We start from the raw sequence: 22,169 nt of genomic DNA, 5'->3' as shown, positions 1-22,169 counted from the left end.
TACTCAACTTCAGCTACTCAGCATCAGCGCCCAGCTTCAACTACTCAGCATCAGCTACCCAACTTCAGCTACCCAGCTTCAGCCACTCATTTTCAGCTACTCAGCACCTGCCAGCTCAGCCTGCCTGCTTTTGGCTACTCAAGATCTAAAATTAGCACTGCCAGCCAGCATTAACGCCCATCACTGCTAATCCTCCATTCACACAAATCAGGCCAAGTTACTACCGAGCAGCCCAGACCCGGCAACGGGCACAGAGTCTCTGTTACCGCTACAATGTATATGGTGCAAAAAGGGGCATCCCGCTTGGGACGCCCCTCCTTTATCGCTCCGCCCTAATCAACGACAGCGCCTTATCCTCACGTTTCACGCAGCGGAGCGGAAGCACCTTCCTCACTCCTCACCTAGCGGAACGCCAGCAGTTGTCCCCTCACGCTTCTCCCAGCGAAACCGCCAGCAGTTTCCCCCTCACGCTTCTCCCAGCGGGAACAGCAGCGGCACTACCTTGCCCGCGACAACATCGATCAGCCCGAAGTCGGTAATCTTCAGCGCCGGGCTGACCGGCAGTGAATGCGTGCTGATCGACATGATCGGGTTGTAGTGGTTGTAGCCCAGCGACTCCATCGCTGTGCGCAGCCCCAGCACGCGCTCCGCCGTCTCGGCGAGCGGCGCCTCGGTCAGGATGCCGCCGACCGGCAGCGCCAGCAGCGCCAGCACTACGCCGTCACAGACGACGCAGAAGCCGCCCTGCTCGGCAATGACCGTATTGGCGGCGAGCGCCATGTCCTTGGCGCCATGGCCGACGACGAGCAGGTTGTGGTTGTCGTGCGAATACGTCGTCGCAATCGCACCGCGCTTGATCGTGTCGCCGCCGATCAGGCCGTAGGCGCGGCCGCCGGTTTTGCCGTACCGCTCAAAGGTGGCGATCAGGCCGCAGCCGGTGTCCTGCCATTGCAGCAGGCCGTCCTTCACTTCGGCCTCCACATGCTTCTCCTCGGTAAACGTGGACACGTTGTTGACCGTCATTACCCGGGCGCCGTAGCGGCCGTCAGGCAGCTCCGGGCGCACCGCGAAGTCGCCGGCGCTAAGCGGCGCAAGCTGCACGCTCCGGTAGAAATGCGCAGGGAAGCGCGGCGCAGGCGCAGGCTGTGCTTGCGGCCGGCTGCGGTCCCAGACCTGCGCGCCCCGCTTGTAGACCGCCTCAATCGTGAAGCTGCTGAGGCCCGAGAGCAGCAGGTAATCGGCGGTTTTGTTCGGCGCGATCACGCCGCGGTCATCCAGCTTCATCCGCCGGGCCGGCGTGTAGGTGGCCGCATAGACAGCGGCCTCAGGCGCCATGCCCATAGCGATGGCCTTGCGGACGAGATGATCCAGATGGCCGGTCGCTGCAAGCGAGTCGGTCATCACATCATCGGTCACGAAGCAAAAATGCTCGCTGACCGGATGCTGAATCAGGTAGCCGATAACCTCCGGTGTCATCGACTTCTCCTGAATCTCAATGAACATCCCGGCGGCAATCCGCGCAGTCAGGCCTTCAATGCTCTGATGGGTGTGATCCGAATCAATCCCGGCAAAGATCAGCTGATGCAGATCAAGGTCGAGCAGCTTCGGCGTATGGCCTTCGATAACCAGACCGGGATACTTGCTGCGGACGTGCTGGAGAATCTGGTTGCTTTTACAATCAGGATCACGGATGACATCGACGAAATTCATCACCTCGCCGAGGCAGATCATCTGCTCCGTCTCCATCAGCTCATCGATATCAGCAATTTCAATCGAACCGCCTGTCGTTTCCAGCGGAGTCGCCGGCACTGAGCTTGGAATCGCATAGAACATATCCACCAGGCAGTCCTCGCTGGCCCGGATCATCTCATGCACACCTTCAACGCCGAACACATTGGCCATCTCATGCGGCTCGGGCACAATCGTCGTAACCCCGTGCTGCAGAATTCCGTAGGAGAACGTCTCCGGTGTAATCATCGTGCTCTCAATATGCAGATGGATATCAATCAGCCCGGGCACCAGATACTGCCCCTTGGCATCAATCGTCTCGCTAGCTGTGAACGTTTCCGCACCGAGCTGGCCGACATAGAGAAAACGCCCGTCTTTTACCGCAACATTCGCCGTCTCGAACCGTTTATAGTAACTGTTGTACACTTTAGCGTTCAGTATAAGTTGATCTGTAATCATCATGTCTGCTCCTTATGAAGCGCTACTGCACCAGCACCAGCTTCTCTTTTGGAAAATAAACCGTAACCCGCTGTCCCTGCACAAATGGCTGTTCCATCTCCTGATTCACCGTGAATACGCCCAGCTCCGTCTCCACCTGATACTGGTAGCTGCGGCCGAGATACGTGCTGATCTGCACCGTTCCGGGAAGTGTATTCCCGTCGATACCCGCAGCTCCCGGCTCACCGAACAGCTGCAAATCGTCAGGGCGGATTGCTCCGAGCAATCCCGTATTGCCGAGGCCCTCCGGCCGTTTGGCCGCCTGGAACTTCAGCGCTCCTCTGCTAAGCTCAATATCTGAACCCATATCATTCCGTCCGTCAAAAGCGATAAAGTTCCCGAACCCGATAAACCGGGCCACGAACTCGCTGGCCGGGTATTTGAAGATGGCCGACGGCTTGTCGAGCTGCTCGATTTTGCCGTTATTCATGACCGCTACCTGATCGGAGATCGAGAAGCATTCCTCCTGGTCGTGCGAGACATAGACGGTCGTGATGCCCAGTTCCTGCTGGATGCGGCGGATTTCCACGCGCATGTTCACCCGCAGATTAGCGTCAAGGTTACTCAGCGGTTCATCGAACAGCAGCAGATCCGGCTCAATGACGAGTGCCCGGGCAATCGCGACCCGCTGGCGCTGTCCGCCGGACAGGGCTGCCGGAAGTCTTTTCTCAAAGCCGCCCAGACTGACAATCTCCAGCATCCGGGTTACCCGCTTCTTCACTTCCGCTTCCTTCAGCTTGCGCAGCCGCAGGCCGAACGCCACATTGTCAAACACCGACAGATGCGGGAACAGCGCATAGCTCTGGAACACGAAGCCGAAATTACGTTTTTCGACCGGAACCTTGGTGTAATCTTTTCCCCCAAACATAAAAGCTCCCGCTTCCGCATTCAGAAACCCGGCGATCAGGCGCAGGGTCGTTGTTTTGCCGCAGCCGCTCGGGCCGAGCAGTGAAAGCAGTTGCCCTTTTGCCAGCGACAGATTAAAATCCTCCAGAATCAGACGGTTGTCATAAGCAACCGATACCTGCTCAAGACTTAAAAGTGACATTGCGTTATGCCCCCTTACTCTTTAATAAATCAGCGTTTAGTAAAATAAGCGAATCCCATCAGCCGCTCGATGACAAACATCAGCGCTGCCGTCAGCACCATCAGAATGACGGAGATCGCGGCAATTGTAGGATCGAAGTAATTTTGAACATAGGTCAGCATTTGAATCGGCAGGGTACTGATCCCCGGACCGGTCATGAAGACGGAAATATCCACGTTGTTGAACGACTCCAGAAAAGCGATCAGAATCGCCGCCAGAATCCCTGAGCGGATGTTGGGCAGCACGATTTTGAAGAACGTGTACAGCCTCGAAGCACCCAGGCTCTGCGCCGCCTCCTCCACCGCGAAATCGAAATTCTCCAGGCTTGAAGCAATGACCCGGATAATAAACGGCAGCATAATCACCGTATGTCCAATCAGCAGTCCGGCCACGATCGGCAGCCCGTAGACGACAATCAGGTAGCGCAGCAGCGTGAAGCCCAGTACAATCCCGGGAATCAGCACCGGCGACAGGAAAATCGCATTCAGCGTATCCCGTCCGCGGAACCGGTAACGGCTCAGGGCGTAGGCCGCAGGCACACCCAGCAGGAGCGCCAGCAGATTACCGAGCAGCGAGATGATAATGGAGGTTTTGAAGGTGTCCATAAAGGCGCTGACCTCAAAAATATTCCGGTACCATTTCAGCGAAAAGCCCTCAGGGGGAAATTTCAGGACCGTGCCCGGCTCAAAGGAAGTGATCGAGATGATTACGAGCGGACCCAGCAAAAATATAAAGACCAGCAGTGTGTACAGTGACAGCACGCGGTTGCCTTCCTTCATGTTCTCACCCCTTCGGATTCAGGCGGTTGGCCCAGGCGTTCATCAGCCCCACCACCACAAATGTAATGACAATCATAATGACCGCGATGACCGAGGCCGCCTGCCAGTCATTCAGCGTCATGGCGTTCTGGTACAGGAAGGTCGAGACCACCCGCTCCTTACCGCCGAGCAGCGCCGGTGTTGTATACGCCGTAAGACTGCCGACAAAGACGAGAATGCCGCCGATAATCAGGCCCGGCACCGTCAGCGGGAAGGTGATTTTGCGGAAAGCGGCGAACGGGGAAGCGCCCAGACTGCGCGCCGCCCGCACCAGCTCGTGATCCAGATTCTCCATAACCCCGAGCAGGGTGATAATGATCAGCGGCAGGAACAGATGCACAAGCCCGATCATCATCGCCACCGGCGTATAGAGGATGTCCAGCGGCTTGTCGATCAGTCCGATGTTGACCAGAAAGGAGTTGATCAGCCCTTTTTTGCCCAGAATAATCATCCAGCTAAAGGAACGCACCACCGGACTCGTCAGCAGCGGAAAAATAGACAGCGCCAGCAGAATACTCTTCTTGCGGGCGCTTGCCCGTGAGATATAATAAGCCGCCGGATATCCGAGCAGCATGCAGACCAGCGTTGTCACCACACTCACCCGGAGCGTAGTCAGCAGGATGCGGTTAAAGTACCCGTCCCGGAAAAAATGCAGATACCCTTCCAGCGTCAGCTTCCCGTCCTGCACAAACGTGGAGGCAATGGTCAGCGTAATCGGGACCAGCATGAAGGCTGCCAGGAACAACAGGCCCGGCAGCAGCAGGTACAGTGCTTTTTTGTTCATTCTAATGACTCCCGTCCTTCTTCTGCTATTGGTTCAGGCTGTTAAAGCTATTGCTGTTCAAGCTGTTAATGAAGCATTCCAGAAAAGCGGGTGCATCCACCTCCAGGCAGACACCGGCGTTCGCTGGTCTTGCCAAGCGGTTCTGGAAATCGCAGACGGTCTGGCCGTCGCAAAGATCACTTCTTGTCTCAACATCTACATAATAATCGTGCACAGTAACGAATGAGCGGTCCAGTGCCACACCCACTGCCAGCGGATCATGCAGCGCACAGGCCTGCACACCGTTCCGTTCCCAATAACGCGTACGGTAATCCGCCGTACTCTTCTCCACATAATCGCGGATCACCGGATTCTGCAGCCTCGCTATATCGTCTACGCTAAGCAGCGCCTTGCGGGTCACATCCAGCCCGACCAGCGTCAGCCGGGGGAAGCCGGCCGCCAGCACCAGCTTGGCCGCCTCCGGATCAACGTACATGTTGTATTCCGCCGTCGGCGTAATGTTCCCGAAGCCCTGCACCACACCGCCCATTACAATAACTTCAGCGACATGCTGCGTAAGCTCCGGGCATTTGTGCAGCGCGCGTGCCAGGTTGGTCAGCGGCGCAGTCATAATCAGCGTGACCTCACCCGGCTGTGCCAGCACCTGGCGGATGATGAAATCCTCCGCCCGCTCTGCTTCTGCCTGCTTCGTTACCGTCATACCGGCCAGTGCGCCGCCAATCCCGTCAGAGCCGTGTACACGATGCTCGAACACGCTATCCCGGACCAGCGGCTGGTCCGCCCCGCGGAAGACTGGAATCTGCCCGGACACGCCGAGCAGCTCCAGAATCTTGCAGGTGTTCAGGGTCGCCTGATCCAGTGAGACATTACCGCTAACGGTTGTGATTCCGAGTACGTCGAGCTGTCCGCTCGTCACAGCCAGCATAATCGCCAGCGCATCGTCCACTCCTGTATCGACATCCAGAATGACCTTTTTACGCGCTGTCATCCTTAGCCGCCAATCTCACGGTTGAAACGGTCCGTCCACTCGGTGATGTGCTGGTTCACAAACGACATATCCAGCTTGCGCAGCTGCCCGATAACATCAGCACCGTAAGTTACGCCTACCGCTTCTTCAGGTGTCAGCATTACGTTCATGTTAACCGGGGAATCCACCTTTGCTTTGGCGGATGCATCCTGGACTTCCTCGCTCAGCTGCCAGTTGATGAACTCTTCAGCCAGCTCTTTATTGTCAGTGCCTTTAACTACGTTAACGGTGTTCATTACGGCATAAGCGCCTTCAGAAGGTGCAACAAATTTGGCATCAGGCACAGCCGCCTGCAGATCCTTGAAGTACATTTCCATAATCGGGCCGCCGGCGATTTCTTCCTGGCCGAACATATTCACATACTCGGAGGTCTGGCTGTAGTATTTCACAACATTGCTGTCCAGCTCTTTCAGCTTCGTGAACGCTGTATCTTCGTTGAAGTCCGAGCTGCCGGTAGCAAGCGATGCCGCATCAACGACCATTGGGCCTGCTGTAGCGGTAATTGCCGGCATCGCCAGGTTTTTATCAAACTTGGTCCACAGGTCACTCCATGCCGTAACCTCACCTGAAGTCAGAGCCGGATTGTAGGCAATGCCCAGACGTCCGATCGTGTACGCGGGACCGTATTCTGCACCCAGCGGTGCTTTTGCGATATCATAAATGTTCTGGAGGTTCGGAATTTTGCTGCTGTCGATCGTATCGAACAAGCCTTCATTAATCGCCTGCTGCGCATAATAATCGGACAGGTAGACTACATCTACATCGGAGCTGCCCTGACGGATTTTGTTCAGACGCTCGGCGTTATTGCCGATTTCCACGACGATTTTGACATTATGCTCTTTCTCAAACGGAGCGTAGACCGCTTCCTTAAAGAAGTCCTCAGAGAAGCCCCAGGTGGAAATGACCAGCTCTGTCGGCTCTCCTGACGCTGTATTTCCCGTTGCCGCGTTGTCAGTGCCTGTGTTATTCGTTGCCGCATTGCTTGCACCGCAAGCCGCCAGCATTGAAGTCAGGGCCAGGGCAAGGCCGGTTGTCATGATCTTTTTCATTAGTAAAAACCTCCTGAGAATATAGTTGTGATCTATTTTTCCATAAAAAAAAGAAAGCATTCTTGTAGGAACAAGAACACTTTCCTTTGTGTAAACAAAGTCAAGAGCTACCCGTTATAGAAGGACGGTCTTCGCTTAAGATAGATCAAAAGCAAAAATCCGCGGATATTAAGATGAAGCGGTCATTCTCCGGCCAGTATCATATTCGTAAAAGCCCACTGGGTCGGTGCATCGTAATCTCGGAGCAGAACCTCAATCGTCAGGCCCATCTCTTCTTCAAGCCGTTCTTTGAATCGCTTCTTAAACAGCAGCGACATCCGGAAGTCCACTTCCTGCTTAAGCTCCGGTGCCTCCCCTTCCAGGGCGGTCGACCGTGGAGATCTGCGGTGCTTGGCGTGAAAGGTAATGACCCGCTGATCGACAGTTACGCGGAGCAAGGTCGTCCCGAAGCCAAACAATTCCTTGGAGATCTCATTGTAGATCTGGCACATCTTTTTCTTCTGCTCGCTGTTTTCCAGTTCTGCCATGAAACCACCTTCGAAAACAGAATATCGTACAATCGCATCAAGATTAATTGCTATTATACATAGTTAAAGTATTTTCGGCAACAAAAAAACTAAAATTGACATGAAAGTAACGCTAAATCCGAACATTGACCCCGTTCTGTGAACAGGGATTGATCAGGAAATGGCGGGAGTATAACTTGTAAAACAGCCCTTTTACCGCTTGGCTCCGTGTTTGCGGAGACTGCGTGTGAGGCTATGAGCATATGGCGGTGGTCGCTGAATGTGAGGCCATGAACATATGGCGGCAGGTGCTAGACCGTGTGCGCTGCAATCAAGAACGGGCCGGAATCAGAGGCATTTTTGCCTTTGATTCTGCCAATTCGGCCGCACGGGCTGGAATCAAGGGCTTTTTTGCCTCTGATTCTGCCGTTTCGCCCGCGCGAGCCGGAATCAAGGGCTTTTTTGCCTTTGATTCCGCCGTTTCGCCCGCGCGAGCTGGAATTAGAGGCACTTTTGCCTTTGATTCCGCCGTTTCGCCCGCGCGAGCTGGAATCAGAGGCACTTTTGCCTCTGATTCTGCCAATTCGGCCGCACGGGCTGGAATCAAGGGCTTTTTTGCCTTTGATTTCGGCGTTTCGCCTGCGTGGGCTGAAATCAGAGGCATTTTTGCCTTTGATTTCGGCGTTTCGCCCGCGTGAGCTGGAATCAGAGGCGCTTTTGCCTTTGATTTCGGCGTTTCGCCCGCGCGAGCTTGAATCAGAGGCACTTTTGCCTTTGATTTCGCCAATTTGGCCGCGTGGGCTGAAATCAGAGGCTTTTTTGCCTTTGCTTTTGCCGTTTCGCCCGCGTGAGCTGGAATCAGAGGCACTTTTGCCTCTGATTCTGCCAATTCGGCCGCGTGGGCTGAAATCAAGGGCACTTTTGCCTTTGATTTCGGCGTTTCGCCCGCGCGAGCCGGAATCAAGGGCTTTTTTGCCTTTGATTCCGCCGTTTCGCCCGCGTGAGCTGGAATCAGAGGCACTTTTGCCTCTGATTTCGCCAATTTGGCCGCGTGGGCTGAAATCAAGGGCATTTTTGCCTCTGATTCTGCCAATTCGCCTGCGTGAGCTGGAATCAGAGGCACTTTTGCCTTTGATTTCGGCGTTTCGCCCGCATGAGCTGGAATCAGAGGCACTTTTGCCTCTGATTCTGCCAATTCGGCCGCGTGGGCTGAAATCAAGGGCACTTTTGCCTCTGATCCTGCCAATTCGGCCGCGCGGGCTGGAATCAGAGGCTTTTTTGCCTTTGATTCCGCCGTTTCGCCCGTGTGAGCTGGAATCAAGGGCTTTTTTGCCTTTCACTTTATTGTTCCCAAGTAAAAATATAAAAAGCCAGGTTTCCCCGGCTTACTCAAAGCTTTTCATTTAATTAATCATGTTATTTAATTAACCCATTAATTCTGCACCTTCAAATGGAAGCAGCCGCTCACATAGTCGCGCTGAATGTCAGGCAGCGCCAGTCCTGCCTGCATCAGCCGGTCACCGCCGAAGACTTCACCGCTATCCAGCACTGTGTAGTCGAGGTCCGGGTTCAGGCCGCGGACCTTCAGCGTCCGGCGTGCCGGGTACGGCACAGCCATCACCCGGAAGTAGTATACAAGCGCCTCACGCTGATCATCGGAAACAAACATCCACGCCGTTTCGTTACCCTCGAACGGACTCTGCAGGCGGTACAGATTACCCTGCTGTACGAGGCTGCGGATTTCCTTGTAATTCGCTACCTGCTGCTTCACCAGTTCCTTCTCCTCATCGGTGAACTTCGTCAGGTCAAGCTCGTAGCCGAAGTTACCGGACATAGCGACATCACCGCGGAACGACAGCGGTGTAACCCGGCCAACCTGATGGTTAGGTACCGCAGAGACATGTGCGCCCATCGCGCTTATCGGGTAGACCAGACTGGTACCGTACTGGATCTTCAGGCGTTCAGCCGCATCCGTATCGTCACTGGTCCAGGTCTGTGGCATGTAATAGAGCATACCCGGGTCAAAACGGCCGCCGCCGCTGGAGCAGCTCTCGAACAGAATATGCGGGAAATCACCCGTCAGGCGGTCGATCAGCTCATACAATCCAAGCACATAGCGGTGGGCCGTTTCAGCCTGGCGCTCAGCCGGCAGTTCAGCCGAGCCGATCTCCGTCAGGTTACGGTTCATATCCCATTTCACATAGGCGATAGGTACACTGGAGAATATTTTACTGAGCGCATTATACACATAATCCCGCACTTCAGCACGCGTCAGATCAAGCACCAGCTGCCAGCGTGCTTCCGTCCGCCGGCGTCCCGGCACATGCAGGCACCAGTCCGGATGCGCGCGGTACAGGTCGCTGTCCGGCGAGATCATCTCCGGCTCGACCCACAGGCCGAACTGCATGCCAAGATCATTGACCCGTTTCGCTACGTCAGCCAGTCCGCCGGGCAGCTTGCGCAGATCCTCGGTCCAGTCACCGAGAGAGGAATTATCGGCATCCCGCTTGCCGAACCAGCCGTCATCAAGCACGAACAGCTCAATTCCCAGCTTGGAGCCTTCTTCAGCAATGTCCACCAGCTTGTCGGCATTGAAGTTAAAGTAGGTCGCTTCCCAGTTGTTTACGAGAATCGGACGCTCTTTATCACGGAAGGTTCCTCTTACCAGACGTGTGCGGTACAAACGGTGATAGGTCCGTGACATGCCGCCGAGGCCTTCAGCCGAATACACCATTACTGCTTCCGGTGTCTGGAAGCTCTCTCCCGGAGCCAGCCGCCAGGAGAAATCAAACGGATTCAGCCCGATACCCAGCCGGGTATGGCTGAACGCATCCACTTCGGCTTCAATAGCGAAGCCGCCGCTGTAGACCAGGGAGAAGCCATATACTTCTCCCTGGTGCTCGTCCGTTCCCGGCTTAGCCAGTGCGGCAAACGGATTGTGCTGATGGCTGCTCATGCCCCGGCGGGACTGCAGCGCCGTCGTGCCCTGCTCCAGCCGTCTGCGGGTGAGATTTCCTTCCCGCGACCAGCCGCCGGACAGATAAATCAGATCAAACTGGCCGTCTTCCGGGAAATCGACAGAAGCACTCAGCGCACGGAGCAGGTCCAGCGGAGCCTGCCCGTCATTGACCAGCTCCACCGAGCGGGCAATGACATCTGTATCGCGGTATACAGTGTACCGCAAGATTACATTTAGTGCTGCGTAATCATCGCGCAACGTAATTTCCAGTGTATCCGCTTCTTCCGGCGACTCCACATATACGGACGGGAGTCCGGCAAGCTGCGGCTTGCCTGCCAGCACGCGGTATCCGGTGTACTGCAGCTCTGTGATCCGTGTGCCGTCTTCCAGCTTGACCTGATAAGCCGGCACACGGTAATCTCCTGTACCGTACTGCGGATATTCCTGCGGAAGCCGATCAAGCGCAGTGCCCACGCCCAGATGCGGCAGTCCGTCCAGATTTCCGTCATGGCGCAGCTTTTTGCCCCAATATACGTGCATAGGATAGTTGTTATAAAGACCGATAATATAGCTCATACCCTTGCTCTGCAAATGAAATATCCCTTTGTCTTCCTGTACCCAAATGGCCATTTTCCGGCTCCTTCTCCCTAATGTTAGGTATGTTTTATCTCACTCCGCCTATTTGTCCACGCCAGATGATTTTAGGTGAAAATAGAGGGATTTCACCTTTAATCTGGCCCTGGCGGCTCCCTTCGGCCTCAATCAGAGGGACTTTTCCCTCTATCGAGACTCTGGTAGCGGCATCATGGCATCATCACTTGTCGGGACTCCTTCACTAATTGCGCTAACTCCCCCGCACTGGTTAGCCATCTTGGTGCCTTGAGCGTTGTATCTGATTACTTGACATAATCCGCCATCGAGCGGACTTCGAGTCCTTGCGGAGCAGCCGGAACGAAGTACGGCACTCCAGCACCGGCCTTAGCTCCATTTGCTACTCCAGCTCCTGCTTTAGCTCCAGTTTCTACATTTGCTACTCCAGCTCCTGCTTTAGCTCCAGTTTCTACAGTTGCTCCAGCTCCAGCTTCCATTCCAGCGCCAGCCGCCTCATCAGCCCTCCGCCGCAGGAACTGCACCGTCTTCACCTGACCCGGAAGCAGATCAAAGTAGTTGTCCGAGAAGATGCCCTCCTGCTCCGCCGTCAGGTATACTCCTCTCGCCAGCACATCGGTACTGACGGTGAAGCTCAAGCCGCCGCTGCCCGGCACCGCCGCCACCGTCAGAGCCGGCTGCTCCAGCTTCAGCTCCTTTGCCGCAGCGAAGTAGTGCTCCTTGCGCTCAAGCAGCGAACCGTCCGCCGCCTCCAGAGCAGCAACCAGTACTACTCGCTCCGAAGCACCATCCCCCGCCATCAGCTCAGCCAACGGCACGGTGAACACCACCGCGGATGAATCAGCTGCCAGCTGCACAGACTGCTTCCACTCCTTCAGCACCGTTCCGCTGAAGTCCTGCAGCCTCACCGCCAGCTCACCGCTAAGGTCTTCACGCAGGTCGGATACCGCATGGACCTGTACATTATCCCCCTCCGTCACCTCGACAGAAAGTATAACGTCATTGAAGCTCCGGCGTGCAGTGTACTGCAGCGCCTTCCAGCGGCCGTAATAGTCCATACCCGCCCAGGAAGCCACCGGCCAGCAGTCATTCATCTGCCAATACAAGGTGCCCATACAGTACGGTTTGTTACGGCGGTGGCTCTCTATCGCCATCCGCATCGCCTCAGCCTGCAGAATCTGGCTCATGTAGAGGAACGACTTGAAGTCCTTAGCCTCAGGCAGATAGATGTCCATATATTCCTTGATAATCTGATTGCCGCGCCCGTTCTTCTGGTGGGCCAGCATGACTTCCGATTCCAGCTCCATATCCTTTTCTTCCGCATAGGTAAGCACTGATTTCAGCTCAGGGAAGGACTGGAAGCCGTATTCACTCATGAAGCGGCCGACTTTTACGTTATAGTTCTCAAACGGCTCAATGCCATGCCACACGCCCCAGTAATGAACATCCCCATCACCTGCAATGCGCACAGAATGCTGATCGGCATCATTAGTAAGCTCACGGAGCGGAGAGGAAGGCCAATAATCGATTCCCGGATGATGTGCTGTTACCGCTTCCGGCAGAATACGGTGGAAAATCTCTTCATAAGCCGTCCACAGCGTCTCCCGGACTTCTCCGCTCAGCTTCTCCTTCCAGCCCCAGCCCTTATTCTCCTCGAATTGCGCCCAGGCGGAGTCGATTTCATTATTGCCGCACCACAATGCAATACAGGGGTGATTGCGCAGCCGGCGTACATTGTACTCTGCTTCTTTCCGCACATTCTCCATGAACGCTTCGTCTCCCGGGTACATGCTGCAGGCAAACATAAAGTCCTGCCATACCAGCAAGCCGTACTTATCACACAGGCGGTAGAATGCTTCCTCTTCATAAAAGCCGCCGCCCCATACCCGCAGCATGTTCATATTCGACTCTGCCGCTGATGCGATCTCATGACGGTAGCGTTCTTCCGTAACTTCTGTAATAAAGCTGTCATTCGGAATATGGTTGGCACCCTTTGCAAACACCGGCACACCGTTCAGCTCGAACTTAAATGAAGCGCCCTTCGCATCCGGTTTGCGGATCAGCTTGATCTCGCGCAGACCGGTCTTCACTTCAGCATCCGCCAGCACTGCCCCATTCTCCAGCAGCTCCGCCCGGAACGCGGTTAACGCCGGCGCTCCCAGCCCGTTACACCACCACAGGCGCGGCTGATCAATTACCAGGTCCAGCTCCACCACGCCCTTACCAGGCTCCAGTGTAACCTCCCGAGTCCACTCCTGCCCTTCCGCAGTCATCCGCAGCGTTCCCGACCAGCTGTCCGGCGCATCCACTTCTACTATTGCTGTCAAGCGTGCCGACGTCTCTTTAACCTCATCCTGCCGGATGTACACATCTGCAATCGCCGCAGCATTCCGTCCGGTAAGCACGGCTTCACGCCAGATACCGCTGGTCAGGAACCGCGGACCCCAGTCCCATCCATAATGATAGGGTGCTTTACGCGCAAATACGCTGATCCGCTTTTCCTCCAGGCCGCCTAGCTCCGACTGGTCATTCGGGGCTGGCAGGTCATAACCCAGCTGCTCCAGCTTCGGCAGATCCTCTGTCACCACCGAGCGGAATTTCACCAGGATCTCATTCTCCCCGGTCCGCAGCAGCTCTTTGACATCCACTGTCCAAGCCAAAAACATATTATCCGCGGAAAGCATATGCACATTATTCACATAGACATCGGCATAGGTGTCCAGCCCGGCAAAATTCAGCTCCGTAACCGCCAGGCTCTCCCAGCCCTCATCCAGCTGCAGCGTGGTTCTGTACTCCCAGTCCTTCTTATCAATCCACTGCAGCCTATGCTCATTCGTTCCATAAAAAGGCTGATCAATCAGCCCGCTTCGCAGCAGATCGGTATGTACCGTTCCCGGCACCGCTGCCGGAAGCCACGATTCATCTCCGCTGGCCCTGAATTCCCAATTGTCCAAAACAAGCTGTTTGTGTGTCATGAGTCCTCCTAAAAGTTTTGTTAGCATATGCCCTCTATACTCGCTTCGTACAAAACTCGCTTCGAAAGCATACGCTTAAGTTTTGTGAGCATACGCTCCATTGATTTCGCCTCGTACAAAACTCGCTTCGAAAGCATACGCTTAAGTTTTGTGAGCATACGCTCCATTGACTTCACCTCGTACAAAACTCGCTTCGAAAGCATACGCTTAAGTTTTGTTAGCATATGCCCTCTATACTCGCCTCGTACAAAACTCGCCTCGAAAGCATACACTTAAGTTTTGTGAGCTCTTATATATCTGCTTATTTCTAACTGCATCCGATAACCATTTTATTTTGTTATTATGTTGTTAGCAACAATCTAATTATAATCCCACAAAGAGAACAAATAAAGACAATAAATAATAATTCAATACATTTATCAAGCCGCTAAATCGCGCTATAATATCCATGTAAACGCTAACAATCAAACGAAAAGGGGACTACACAATGAGAAACAAGTTATTTTCGTTATCATTTGTTATTATCATGATTCTTTCTCTATCCCTGACCGGCTGCGGCTCCAACAACACTAACAACAACGCCGCCACAGCCACTGATGAGCCTGCCGCAACTGCTGCTCCTGCTAATACCGGCGGTGATGCAGCAGCAACCACTGAACCGGCAGCCCCAAGCGGCGCGGATATCAGCGGCAAAATCACCTTCCTGACCAACAGAACCGACATGATCGGCAAAGAGTATGACGAATATGTTAAGCGCTTTAATGAAAAGTATCCGAATATCAAGGTTGAATTTGAAGCCTCCCAGACCGACTACAATCAGCAGGCAAAAGTCAGAATGGCCAGCGGCGAGCTGCCTGACGTCATGTTCATCCCGACCATCCCTAACTCCGACCTGCCAAAATATTTTGCATCACTCGATGACCTCGGCCTGACCGACCAGATTACCTTTAAAGACTTCAAATCCTATGAAGGCCAACTGTACGGCATCACTACAGGCAACTCCACTACAGGAATTGTCTACAATAAGAAAGCATTTGCCGATGCCGGCATCACTGAAATTCCTAAGACCTGGGACGAATTCCTCGCTGCCTGCGACAAGCTGAAGGCTGCCGGCGTTGTGCCGCTCGCTTCTAACTTTAAAGACAAATGGCCGCTGAACGACTGGGTGTATTCCGTTCCCCGGATTATCGACGGCGACCCTAATTTCCCTAATGAAAAGCTGACCTCCGACACTCCTTTTACCATGGACAACGGCTACGGCAAATCGCTCAGCCTGCTTAGAGAGCTGAATGAGAAAGGCTATCTGGAAAAAGACATCAACTCCACCAACTGGGAACAATCGAAGAAAGACATCGCATCCGGTAAATTCGCCATGTACTACCTCGGCAACTGGGTCATCAACCAGGTTATCGGTGCAGGCACAACTTCCGACAATGTAGGCTTCTTCCCGCTTCCTTATGACAACTCAGGCACGATCACAGCTCCGCTGAGCCCTGACTTCTTCTACGCAGTAGCCAAGAACAGCAAAAATGTTGACGCTGCTAAAGCTTTCGTTAAATGGATGATTGAGGATTCCGGGTATGAGGATTTTGCCGGCTTCATCTCTCCGCTCAAGGGCAAAGAATCCAACCTGACTCAGCTGAAAGAATTCCAGGCTACCGGTGTAGTTCTGCAGGAAGGTACTGTGGATGACGCCCAGGTTACTGAAATCACCAACAAAGCCCAGCTCGACCTGCCGGCTATGGCCCAGGAATTCGTCCTGGCTAAAGATCCGCAGACCGTCTTTGACAAATGGAACAAAGCATGGGCCAAAGCTAAAAAAGACCTCGGCTATTGATCCTGTAGACACGCTGCAGCTTAGCTAAGCATAAACTTCGGCGCAAAATGGATTATGCCTTCTCTGGATAATCCATTTTGTCGTCATTCCAAAGAAACGCTTTTACGGAAAGAAGGTTAAAGACATGTTCGGCACATTATCCTATAACAAACAAAAGATGATTATCATCATTACCTTTCTGACCATTCCGCTGCTGCTGCTGGCAACATTCACTTATTATCCGGCGCTCAAGCTGATCTATTACAGCTTCACCAACTGGGACGGCTATAGCCCTGAGAAACCGTGGGTCGGCCTGGATAATTACCGTGAGGTGTTCGGCAATCCGGATATTTTCAAGGTGTTTACCCATAACTTTGCCTATTTTGTCATGGGGATTCTCCAGAATATCGTTGCTATCTACTTCGCTGTCGTGCTTAGCAGTAAGCTGCGCGGCAAAAATGCCTTCCGCATCATGCTTTTCCTGCCTTATATCATGAACGGTGTCGCGGTGGCTTTTATGTTCGGCTATGTTTTTGACACGACTAACGGCTCCCTGAACCTGTTCCTGAACAGCATCGGGCTTACCGGACTCGGCCAGACCAGCTGGCTCGGTACCGAAGGGTTGGTTAACTACTCGCTCGCTTCCACCGGCTTCTGGCGGTTCATGGGCTATAACATGGTCATTTATATCGCTTCCTTGCAGGCTATCCCGAAGGACATTTATGAAGCGGCCAAAATCGACGGTGCCGGCTCCTTCCAGACACTGTGGAGAATCACCCTGCCTAACATGAAGCCGGTCATCCAGCTTAACCTGTTCCTGACCGTTACCGGAGCACTCGAAGTATTCGACCTTCCGTTCGTGCTGACCAAAGGCGGCCCGGCCGGTGCCAGTGAGACTTATGTACAGAAGGTAGTCGATACGGCATTTGCTTTTAACAATTACGGGCTGGCCTCGGCAATGAGCATCATCCTGCTCTTCTTTGTTGTCATTGTGCTGGTGGTGCAGCAGTTAGTGCTTAGCCGGGGAGGAGACAAATAATTATGACTCACAGCAAATTCCGCTCTGTTGATTTTATTAAATACGTTACGCTCCTGATCGGAGTCTTCGTCGTCCTCTTTCCGCCTTACGTAGTTATCATCAATGCCTTCAAATCTACGGATGAATTCAACTCCAGCAGCTCGATGGCTCTGCCGAAAAGCTTCCTGAATTTCGATAACTTTATCGCCGTGTTCCAGCGCGGGGGGCTGCTCAGCGGCTTCGGCAACGTGCTGGTGATCATCATAATTACATTGACCCTGAACATTCTGTTTGGCACAATGGTGGCATACGTGCTGGGCCGCTTCAAATTCAAACTGAAACCGCTTGTATTCGGCGCTTATCTGGTAGCCACCATTATTCCGAGCATCACTACCCAGGTCGCTACCTTCGGCATTATCAAAAGCCTGGGGCTATACAACACGCTCGGTGCTCCCATTGTGCTCTACATCGGTGCGGACGTGATCCAGATCATTCTGTACCTGCAGTTTATCCGTAACATTCCGTTTGATCTCGATGAGAGCGCCATGGTCGAAGGGGCCTCCCTGTTCAAAATCTACCGCTCGATCATCTTCCCGCTCCTGACTCCGGCGACAGCTACGCTGGTTATTCTGAAGACGATCAGCATCTACAATGACATGTACATCCCTTATCTTTATATGCCCAAACAGAGCCTTGGCGTTGTGACCACAATCCTGATGCGGTTCCAGGGGGTCAACTCGGGCGAATGGAATCTGATCTGTGCGGCGATTCTGCTGATTCTGCTGCCGACGGTCATTCTGTACTTCTTCCTGCAGCGTTATATTTTTGAAGGGGTAACGAGCGGCGCTGTAAAATAGGGTGTACGGAAAGGAACAAGCCCTGTGGTTTCCTATATCCTGAGCATTCCGCGCAGACTCTGGCTGTTCCTGGCCAACCTGCCGATGGAGCGCAAGCTGATTGTCGTATTCGTCTTTGTGCTCTCCCTGCCGATCACTTATGTCAGCTACCTGTCCTCGCGCTCCACCTTTTATTCGGTGCTGCAGAGCTCCACGAAGAGCGCCGGACAGATGGCGGGCAATGCCTCGGATACCATCGACAGATATATCGCCGACCTGAAAAGATACACCGCATTGCCGCTCTACAATACCGATGTACAATTCTATCTGGAGCAGCAGAACGCCGACTGGGAAAAGAACACCAGCATGTCGATGTTCCTGAGCTATCTGATTCATACCAAGGAAGAGATGACTGCCGTATACCTCGTGGATAAATACGGTTATGTGTTCTATGACCGGGCTCCCGGTATTAATGAGCTGTTCCCGGCAGAACGGATGGCGCAGTGGCGGAGCCTGACCGAAGAGGCCGGGGTTGCTCCTGTTGTACAAGGCCGGCACACCATCAGGGTGAACTCCGGCGAGCATCGGGAGGTGTTCAGCGTAATGCGGACGGTGTCCTCGGTCAGCATGCTGAAGCCGATCGGCATGATTGTATTCGATATCGACATCGGGCTGTTCAAAGGCATCGCCGAGCCGGTTAACGCCGTCACTCAAGGCAACACGATTATAATAGATGAGCATGGCGGGCTGGTCTACGGCGGTATAACTGCGGAGTCCGGCGGCAGTGGCGTAACTGCCGATCCTGCCGATCCTGCCGATCCTGCCGCTGCTTCCACTGCTTCAGGTATCCGCAGCTACACTGGAGCTGCAGGCTCCGGCCGGGAGCAGCAGGACATCGCTTTGCTGCTCCCGCAGACGATTGGCCCGGAAGGACATTTTCAATTCCAGCTGGAGGAGCAGGATTATCTGGCTGTATATACCGTATCTCAGAAAACCGGCTGGACCACAATGGTCACAATCCCGCTGGAACGCATTCTTACTCCGGTGCAGAAAACCCGCAATACGCTGATTTTGACTACACTGGCGATTGTCGCCATTGCGCTGGTGGCAGCAACCTTTATATCCTATGCACTGACCAAGCCGCTGAAATCACTGGTGCGGCTGATGAAGCAGGTGCAGCACGGCAACCTGGATGTATGGCTGTCTCCTAAATATAATGATGAGATTGGAATGATCGGCAGCCACTTTAACCGGATGATTATCCGGGTCAAGGATTTGCTCCAGGAAGTGGCGCTGACCGAGAAGCGTAAGCAGAAAGCCGATATGCGTGCTTTGCAGAACCAGATTAACCCGCATTTTATCTACAATACGCTGGAATCCATCCGTATGCTGGCGGAAGGCAGTGATGATCCGCGTGTAGCAGAGCTGACCTACCTGCTTGGAGTACAGATGCGCTACGGTATTGTCCGCAGTGAGGAAATGGTGTCCATCCGCCATGAGCTGGATCATGTGCGTAATTATCTCAACCTGCTGCAGATCCGCTTCCCGGATAAGTTCAGGCTGGACATTGAGGTGCCGGAGGAATTTTTACCGCTCCCTGTGCTCAAGCTGGTGTTCCAGCCGGTTGTCGAGAACGCTGTTTTTCACGGCCTTGAGCCAAAAGAAGGCCCGGGTACCGTCAGCATCACCGCGTGGAGCGAGGATGGCAGAACCGTATTTTGCGTCGCCGATGACGGTGTCGGCATGGATAGTGACACGCTGCGCCTGCTCAACAGTAACCTGATGAACAGCACCGACAGCGAGATGTTTGGCATCGGGCTGCGCAATGTCAACGAACGGCTCCGCCTGCATTACGGCAGCTCCTGCGGGCTGCAGGTGTTCAGCGAGCCTGGACGCGGCACGCGCGTGATCCTGCGGATAGAAGAGCCTGGGGACATGCGAGGCGAAAAATAAGACAAAAGCAAATTCAGGAAAGGGGGCGACGGTATTGCTGCGCATAGTCATTGTAGATGATGAGGTTCTGATCCGCGAAGGCCTGGCCCGGATGATCAGCAAAGAGAGCAGCTCCTTCTGTGTCCTTGGTACCTATCCGGACGGCAAGCAGCTGCTGGATGAGCTTTCGTCCCTGCAGGTAGACGTTGTCATTACCGATATCCGCATGCCGCAGATCGACGGTCTGGAGCTGATCAGACAGGTGAAGGCAAGCTATCCGCAGATCCGTACACTGCTGATGAGCGGGTTCACCGAATTTAATTATGCCCGGGAGGCAATCCGCAGCTCAGCTGTGGACTACCTGCTGAAGCCGATTAACAAGGAGCAGCTGTTCGAGGTGCTTTATTCACTTGAGCAGGAGCAGAAGCTGCAGCGGGACAAGGAAGAACGCCAGCGCTCCGGGCTGCTGCTCTCGCTGCTGCAGATCGCAGAGCCTTCGTCTGCTCTGATAGGCGGTATTCTCCTGCCCCTCCCCTATTTTACAGTTACTGTTGTGAAGGGGGGCCGCCTGGAAGGAGCTATCGCATATGCAGACCACCTTCGCGAAGCTCAGGGGATTACATCAGATTTGCTTGAAGTTCATAAAGGGCTGCTGGCCTGGGTCCGGTATTCGCGGGAACCGCTCACTCTTTCCGAGCGGCGGGAACCAGCCAGTGAAATCGGGACGGCTTGTCCGCAGCAGCATCTGCATCTCGGGGTCAGCAGCTCATATGACGAGCCCGCCCAGCTGAGGGCCGCTTATCTCGAAGCCAAGCTGGCCTGCGATGCAGGAATCTATAACCCGCAGCTGCTGCATTATGCTACTATTGAGGAGCTGAAGCCTGCCGGCCGCGTAACCTCTGCCGATCCCTTCCTCCCCGTACGTGAACTGCTTATTCATGAGCTGCAAATTCTGAATATCCCCGGGGTCCGGGAGTGGATTCACAGACTATTCGGTATCTTTGAGGCACAGCAGGCCTATCCTGAGCTTATCATCCGCAGCCTGCAGCAGGTGGAGGAAACGGTACGCAATGAGCTGAAGGAATTTGAAGCAGCCCGAAGCCGGCAGGAGAACCGTCCGGGGCTGGAGGAGCAGATCAGAGCCTGCATGAGCCTTGGTGATATTGAAGAACTGTTCACCTCATCATTAAGTGCTGTGCTGGAGGATATCCGTACCCACCGGCTGGAGCTGTCCGGGACGGCTGTTGAAACCGTAAAACGCTGGCTGACCGCCAACTATAAGCTGCATGCCGATTTAAATATGCTTGCCGGCATGGTGTTTTTGACACCAACCTATCTGAGCAAGCTGTTCAAGCAGGAGACGGGGCTGACGCTTACGGATTATGTGATTGACATCCGTATCCGGACTGCCAAGCAGCTGCTGAAGAACAGCCCGGATCTGAAGGTACACGAAATCGGCACCGAGGTCGGCTATCCCGATCCCGCCTACTTCAACAAGCTGTTCAAAAAAATTGTCGGCGTCACGCCGAATGAATATAAACGAATTTCCCACGTGTAAGGAGTCCTTGATTTGCAGCCACAGAATAACGATGATGAAATCCAGGTGTATGAAACTACAGAGCTATATGGAGAAAAAGGGCACTTCCGTGTGCTCCAGTTCTCAGGAGATGCTATCCAGGGAGCGCTTGATCTGGAGCAGCCTAAGCGTATTGTGTTCGAATACCCGCGGGCGATGATTCACCTCATGGAGTTCAACCGGCCGCTGTTTCAGGACGTGTTCCTGATCGGGCACGGGATCGGCACGATTGCCGGTTATTTTGCCGAAAAGCGCTTTAAGGTGGCTGAGGTGAATGCCGAGGTTGTCCGTTACAGCAGATCCCATTTCGGCTACGCCCAGGACAACGTTATGATCGGCGACGGCAGAAGCCTGCTGGAAGCGGAGCGGGACGGACAGTATGACTATATTCTGCTCGACGCCTTCACCGCAGCCGGAACGCCGCAGCATCTGATCTCCAGCGGATTTTTCGCTCTTACCCGCTCCAAGCTCCATTCCGGCGGCTCCGTCCTCATGAACCTGATGGGCAAAAGCGAAAATGACCGGCTGATGGGCGCCATCCACACTACGCTCAGCGAACACTACCCTTATGTTGAAGCCTTCGCCCTGCCGGCCGAGGGCGCTGCGGATGTCCGCAACATCCTCTTGATGGGCAGCGGCCGTCCCGTCCGCTACCAGGCCCGCCAGCTGGCCGGCTTCGTTCCGGTCAGCCTTGGCCAGGGGCATGTGATCCGGGACTGAAGGGGCTGGGCTGCACAGCGGCATGCTCCAGTGCCCGCGCCGCTGCCAGTTCTGCCGGCTGGCCGGCCTCGTCGGGGAATCCCCGACGAGCGGGACGTTTGCCTTTCATTTGTTCCTTCCGCCCACCAGCGGCGGAATTAGAGGCATTTTTGCTGTTGATTTGACCATTTCGCCGCTTTCGGCGGAATTAGAGGCACTTTTGCCTTTCATGTGCCCATTCTGCCCACCATC

The 22,169-nt window shown here is 54.2% G+C and carries 17 protein-coding genes; 7 read left to right on the top strand and 10 right to left on the bottom strand.

The window, feature by feature from the left end; genetic code table 11:
• Positions 1 to 190: hypothetical protein (locus tag BN3772_RS31080; RefSeq protein WP_209443697.1), on the top strand; the 190-nt coding region annotated here is incomplete at its 5' end.
• A gap of 275 nt (positions 191 to 465) precedes the next feature.
• On the opposite strand, the gene BN3772_RS23525 is transcribed toward BN3772_RS31080, so the two are convergent.
• From BN3772_RS23525 to BN3772_RS23480, 10 genes are all read right to left on the bottom strand, one after another.
• Positions 466 to 2,187: an adenine deaminase C-terminal domain-containing protein gene (locus tag BN3772_RS23525; protein ID WP_042202698.1), complete on the bottom strand. Its 1,722-nt coding sequence runs from the start codon at positions 2,185 to 2,187 to the stop codon at positions 466 to 468.
• 22 nt (positions 2,188 to 2,209) lie between these two features.
• The gene (locus BN3772_RS23520; protein ID WP_042202696.1) at positions 2,210 to 3,274 is read right to left on the bottom strand and encodes an ABC transporter ATP-binding protein; all 1,065 of its coding nucleotides are present in this window, start codon (positions 3,272 to 3,274) and stop codon (positions 2,210 to 2,212) included.
• Between the two features lie 29 nt (positions 3,275 to 3,303).
• Positions 3,304 to 4,092: an ABC transporter permease gene (locus BN3772_RS23515; RefSeq protein ID WP_042172978.1), complete on the bottom strand. Its 789-nt coding sequence runs from the start codon at positions 4,090 to 4,092 to the stop codon at positions 3,304 to 3,306.
• Between the two features lie 4 nt (positions 4,093 to 4,096).
• Positions 4,097 to 4,915 carry an ABC transporter permease gene (locus BN3772_RS23510; protein ID WP_042202694.1) on the bottom strand — a complete coding sequence of 273 codons (819 nt, stop codon included), beginning with the start codon at positions 4,913 to 4,915 and terminating at the stop codon, positions 4,097 to 4,099.
• 25 nt (positions 4,916 to 4,940) lie between these two features.
• On the bottom strand, positions 4,941 to 5,903 hold the full coding sequence (locus BN3772_RS23505; protein ID WP_042202692.1) for a nucleoside hydrolase: 963 nt from the start codon (positions 5,901 to 5,903) through the stop codon (positions 4,941 to 4,943).
• Positions 5,904 to 5,905: 2 nt separating this feature from the next.
• Positions 5,906 to 6,991, bottom strand: a complete 1,086-nt coding sequence (locus BN3772_RS23500; RefSeq protein ID WP_042202691.1) for an ABC transporter substrate-binding protein — start codon at positions 6,989 to 6,991, stop codon at positions 5,906 to 5,908.
• A 182-nt stretch (positions 6,992 to 7,173) separates the two neighbouring features.
• Positions 7,174 to 7,518 (bottom strand): hypothetical protein, encoded by a 345-nt coding sequence (locus tag BN3772_RS23495; RefSeq protein WP_039869907.1) that lies wholly within the window; start codon positions 7,516 to 7,518, stop codon positions 7,174 to 7,176.
• A 290-nt stretch (positions 7,519 to 7,808) separates the two neighbouring features.
• Positions 7,809 to 8,837 carry a hypothetical protein gene (locus BN3772_RS23490; protein ID WP_042202689.1) on the bottom strand — a complete coding sequence of 343 codons (1,029 nt, stop codon included), beginning with the start codon at positions 8,835 to 8,837 and terminating at the stop codon, positions 7,809 to 7,811.
• A gap of 92 nt (positions 8,838 to 8,929) precedes the next feature.
• Positions 8,930 to 11,086: an alpha-galactosidase gene (locus BN3772_RS23485; protein ID WP_042202686.1), complete on the bottom strand. Its 2,157-nt coding sequence runs from the start codon at positions 11,084 to 11,086 to the stop codon at positions 8,930 to 8,932.
• A 266-nt stretch (positions 11,087 to 11,352) separates the two neighbouring features.
• Positions 11,353 to 14,040, bottom strand: coding sequence for a glycoside hydrolase family 2 protein (locus BN3772_RS23480; protein WP_086074727.1), 2,688 nt, complete (start codon positions 14,038 to 14,040; stop codon positions 11,353 to 11,355).
• A gap of 487 nt (positions 14,041 to 14,527) precedes the next feature.
• Here BN3772_RS23480 and BN3772_RS23470 point away from each other — a divergent pair, with 487 nt between their 5' ends.
• From BN3772_RS23470 to BN3772_RS23445, 6 genes are all read left to right on the top strand, one after another.
• Positions 14,528 to 15,877, top strand: a complete 1,350-nt coding sequence (locus tag BN3772_RS23470) for an ABC transporter substrate-binding protein (protein ID WP_042202682.1) — start codon at positions 14,528 to 14,530, stop codon at positions 15,875 to 15,877.
• 124 nt (positions 15,878 to 16,001) lie between these two features.
• A complete protein-coding gene (locus tag BN3772_RS23465; protein ID WP_042202680.1) occupies positions 16,002 to 16,895 on the top strand; it encodes a carbohydrate ABC transporter permease in 894 nt (297 codons plus the stop codon).
• A 2-nt stretch (positions 16,896 to 16,897) separates the two neighbouring features.
• On the top strand, positions 16,898 to 17,731 hold the full coding sequence (locus BN3772_RS23460; RefSeq protein ID WP_042202679.1) for a carbohydrate ABC transporter permease: 834 nt from the start codon (positions 16,898 to 16,900) through the stop codon (positions 17,729 to 17,731).
• 24 nt (positions 17,732 to 17,755) lie between these two features.
• Positions 17,756 to 19,663, top strand: a complete 1,908-nt coding sequence (locus BN3772_RS23455) for a cache domain-containing sensor histidine kinase (RefSeq protein WP_042202677.1) — start codon at positions 17,756 to 17,758, stop codon at positions 19,661 to 19,663.
• A gap of 34 nt (positions 19,664 to 19,697) precedes the next feature.
• Positions 19,698 to 21,200, top strand: a complete 1,503-nt coding sequence (locus BN3772_RS23450; RefSeq protein ID WP_042202675.1) for a response regulator — start codon at positions 19,698 to 19,700, stop codon at positions 21,198 to 21,200.
• Positions 21,201 to 21,212: 12 nt separating this feature from the next.
• Entirely contained in the window at positions 21,213 to 21,938 is a 726-nt protein-coding gene (locus tag BN3772_RS23445) for a spermidine synthase (RefSeq protein WP_042202672.1), read from the top strand.
• Positions 21,939 to 22,169 lie beyond the last annotated feature (231 nt).

Source organism: Paenibacillus camerounensis (assembly GCF_000723885.1).
GTDB lineage: Bacteria > Bacillota > Bacilli > Paenibacillales > Paenibacillaceae > Paenibacillus_AQ > Paenibacillus_AQ camerounensis.
This window is presented reverse-complemented; position numbering and strand designations above follow the sequence as displayed.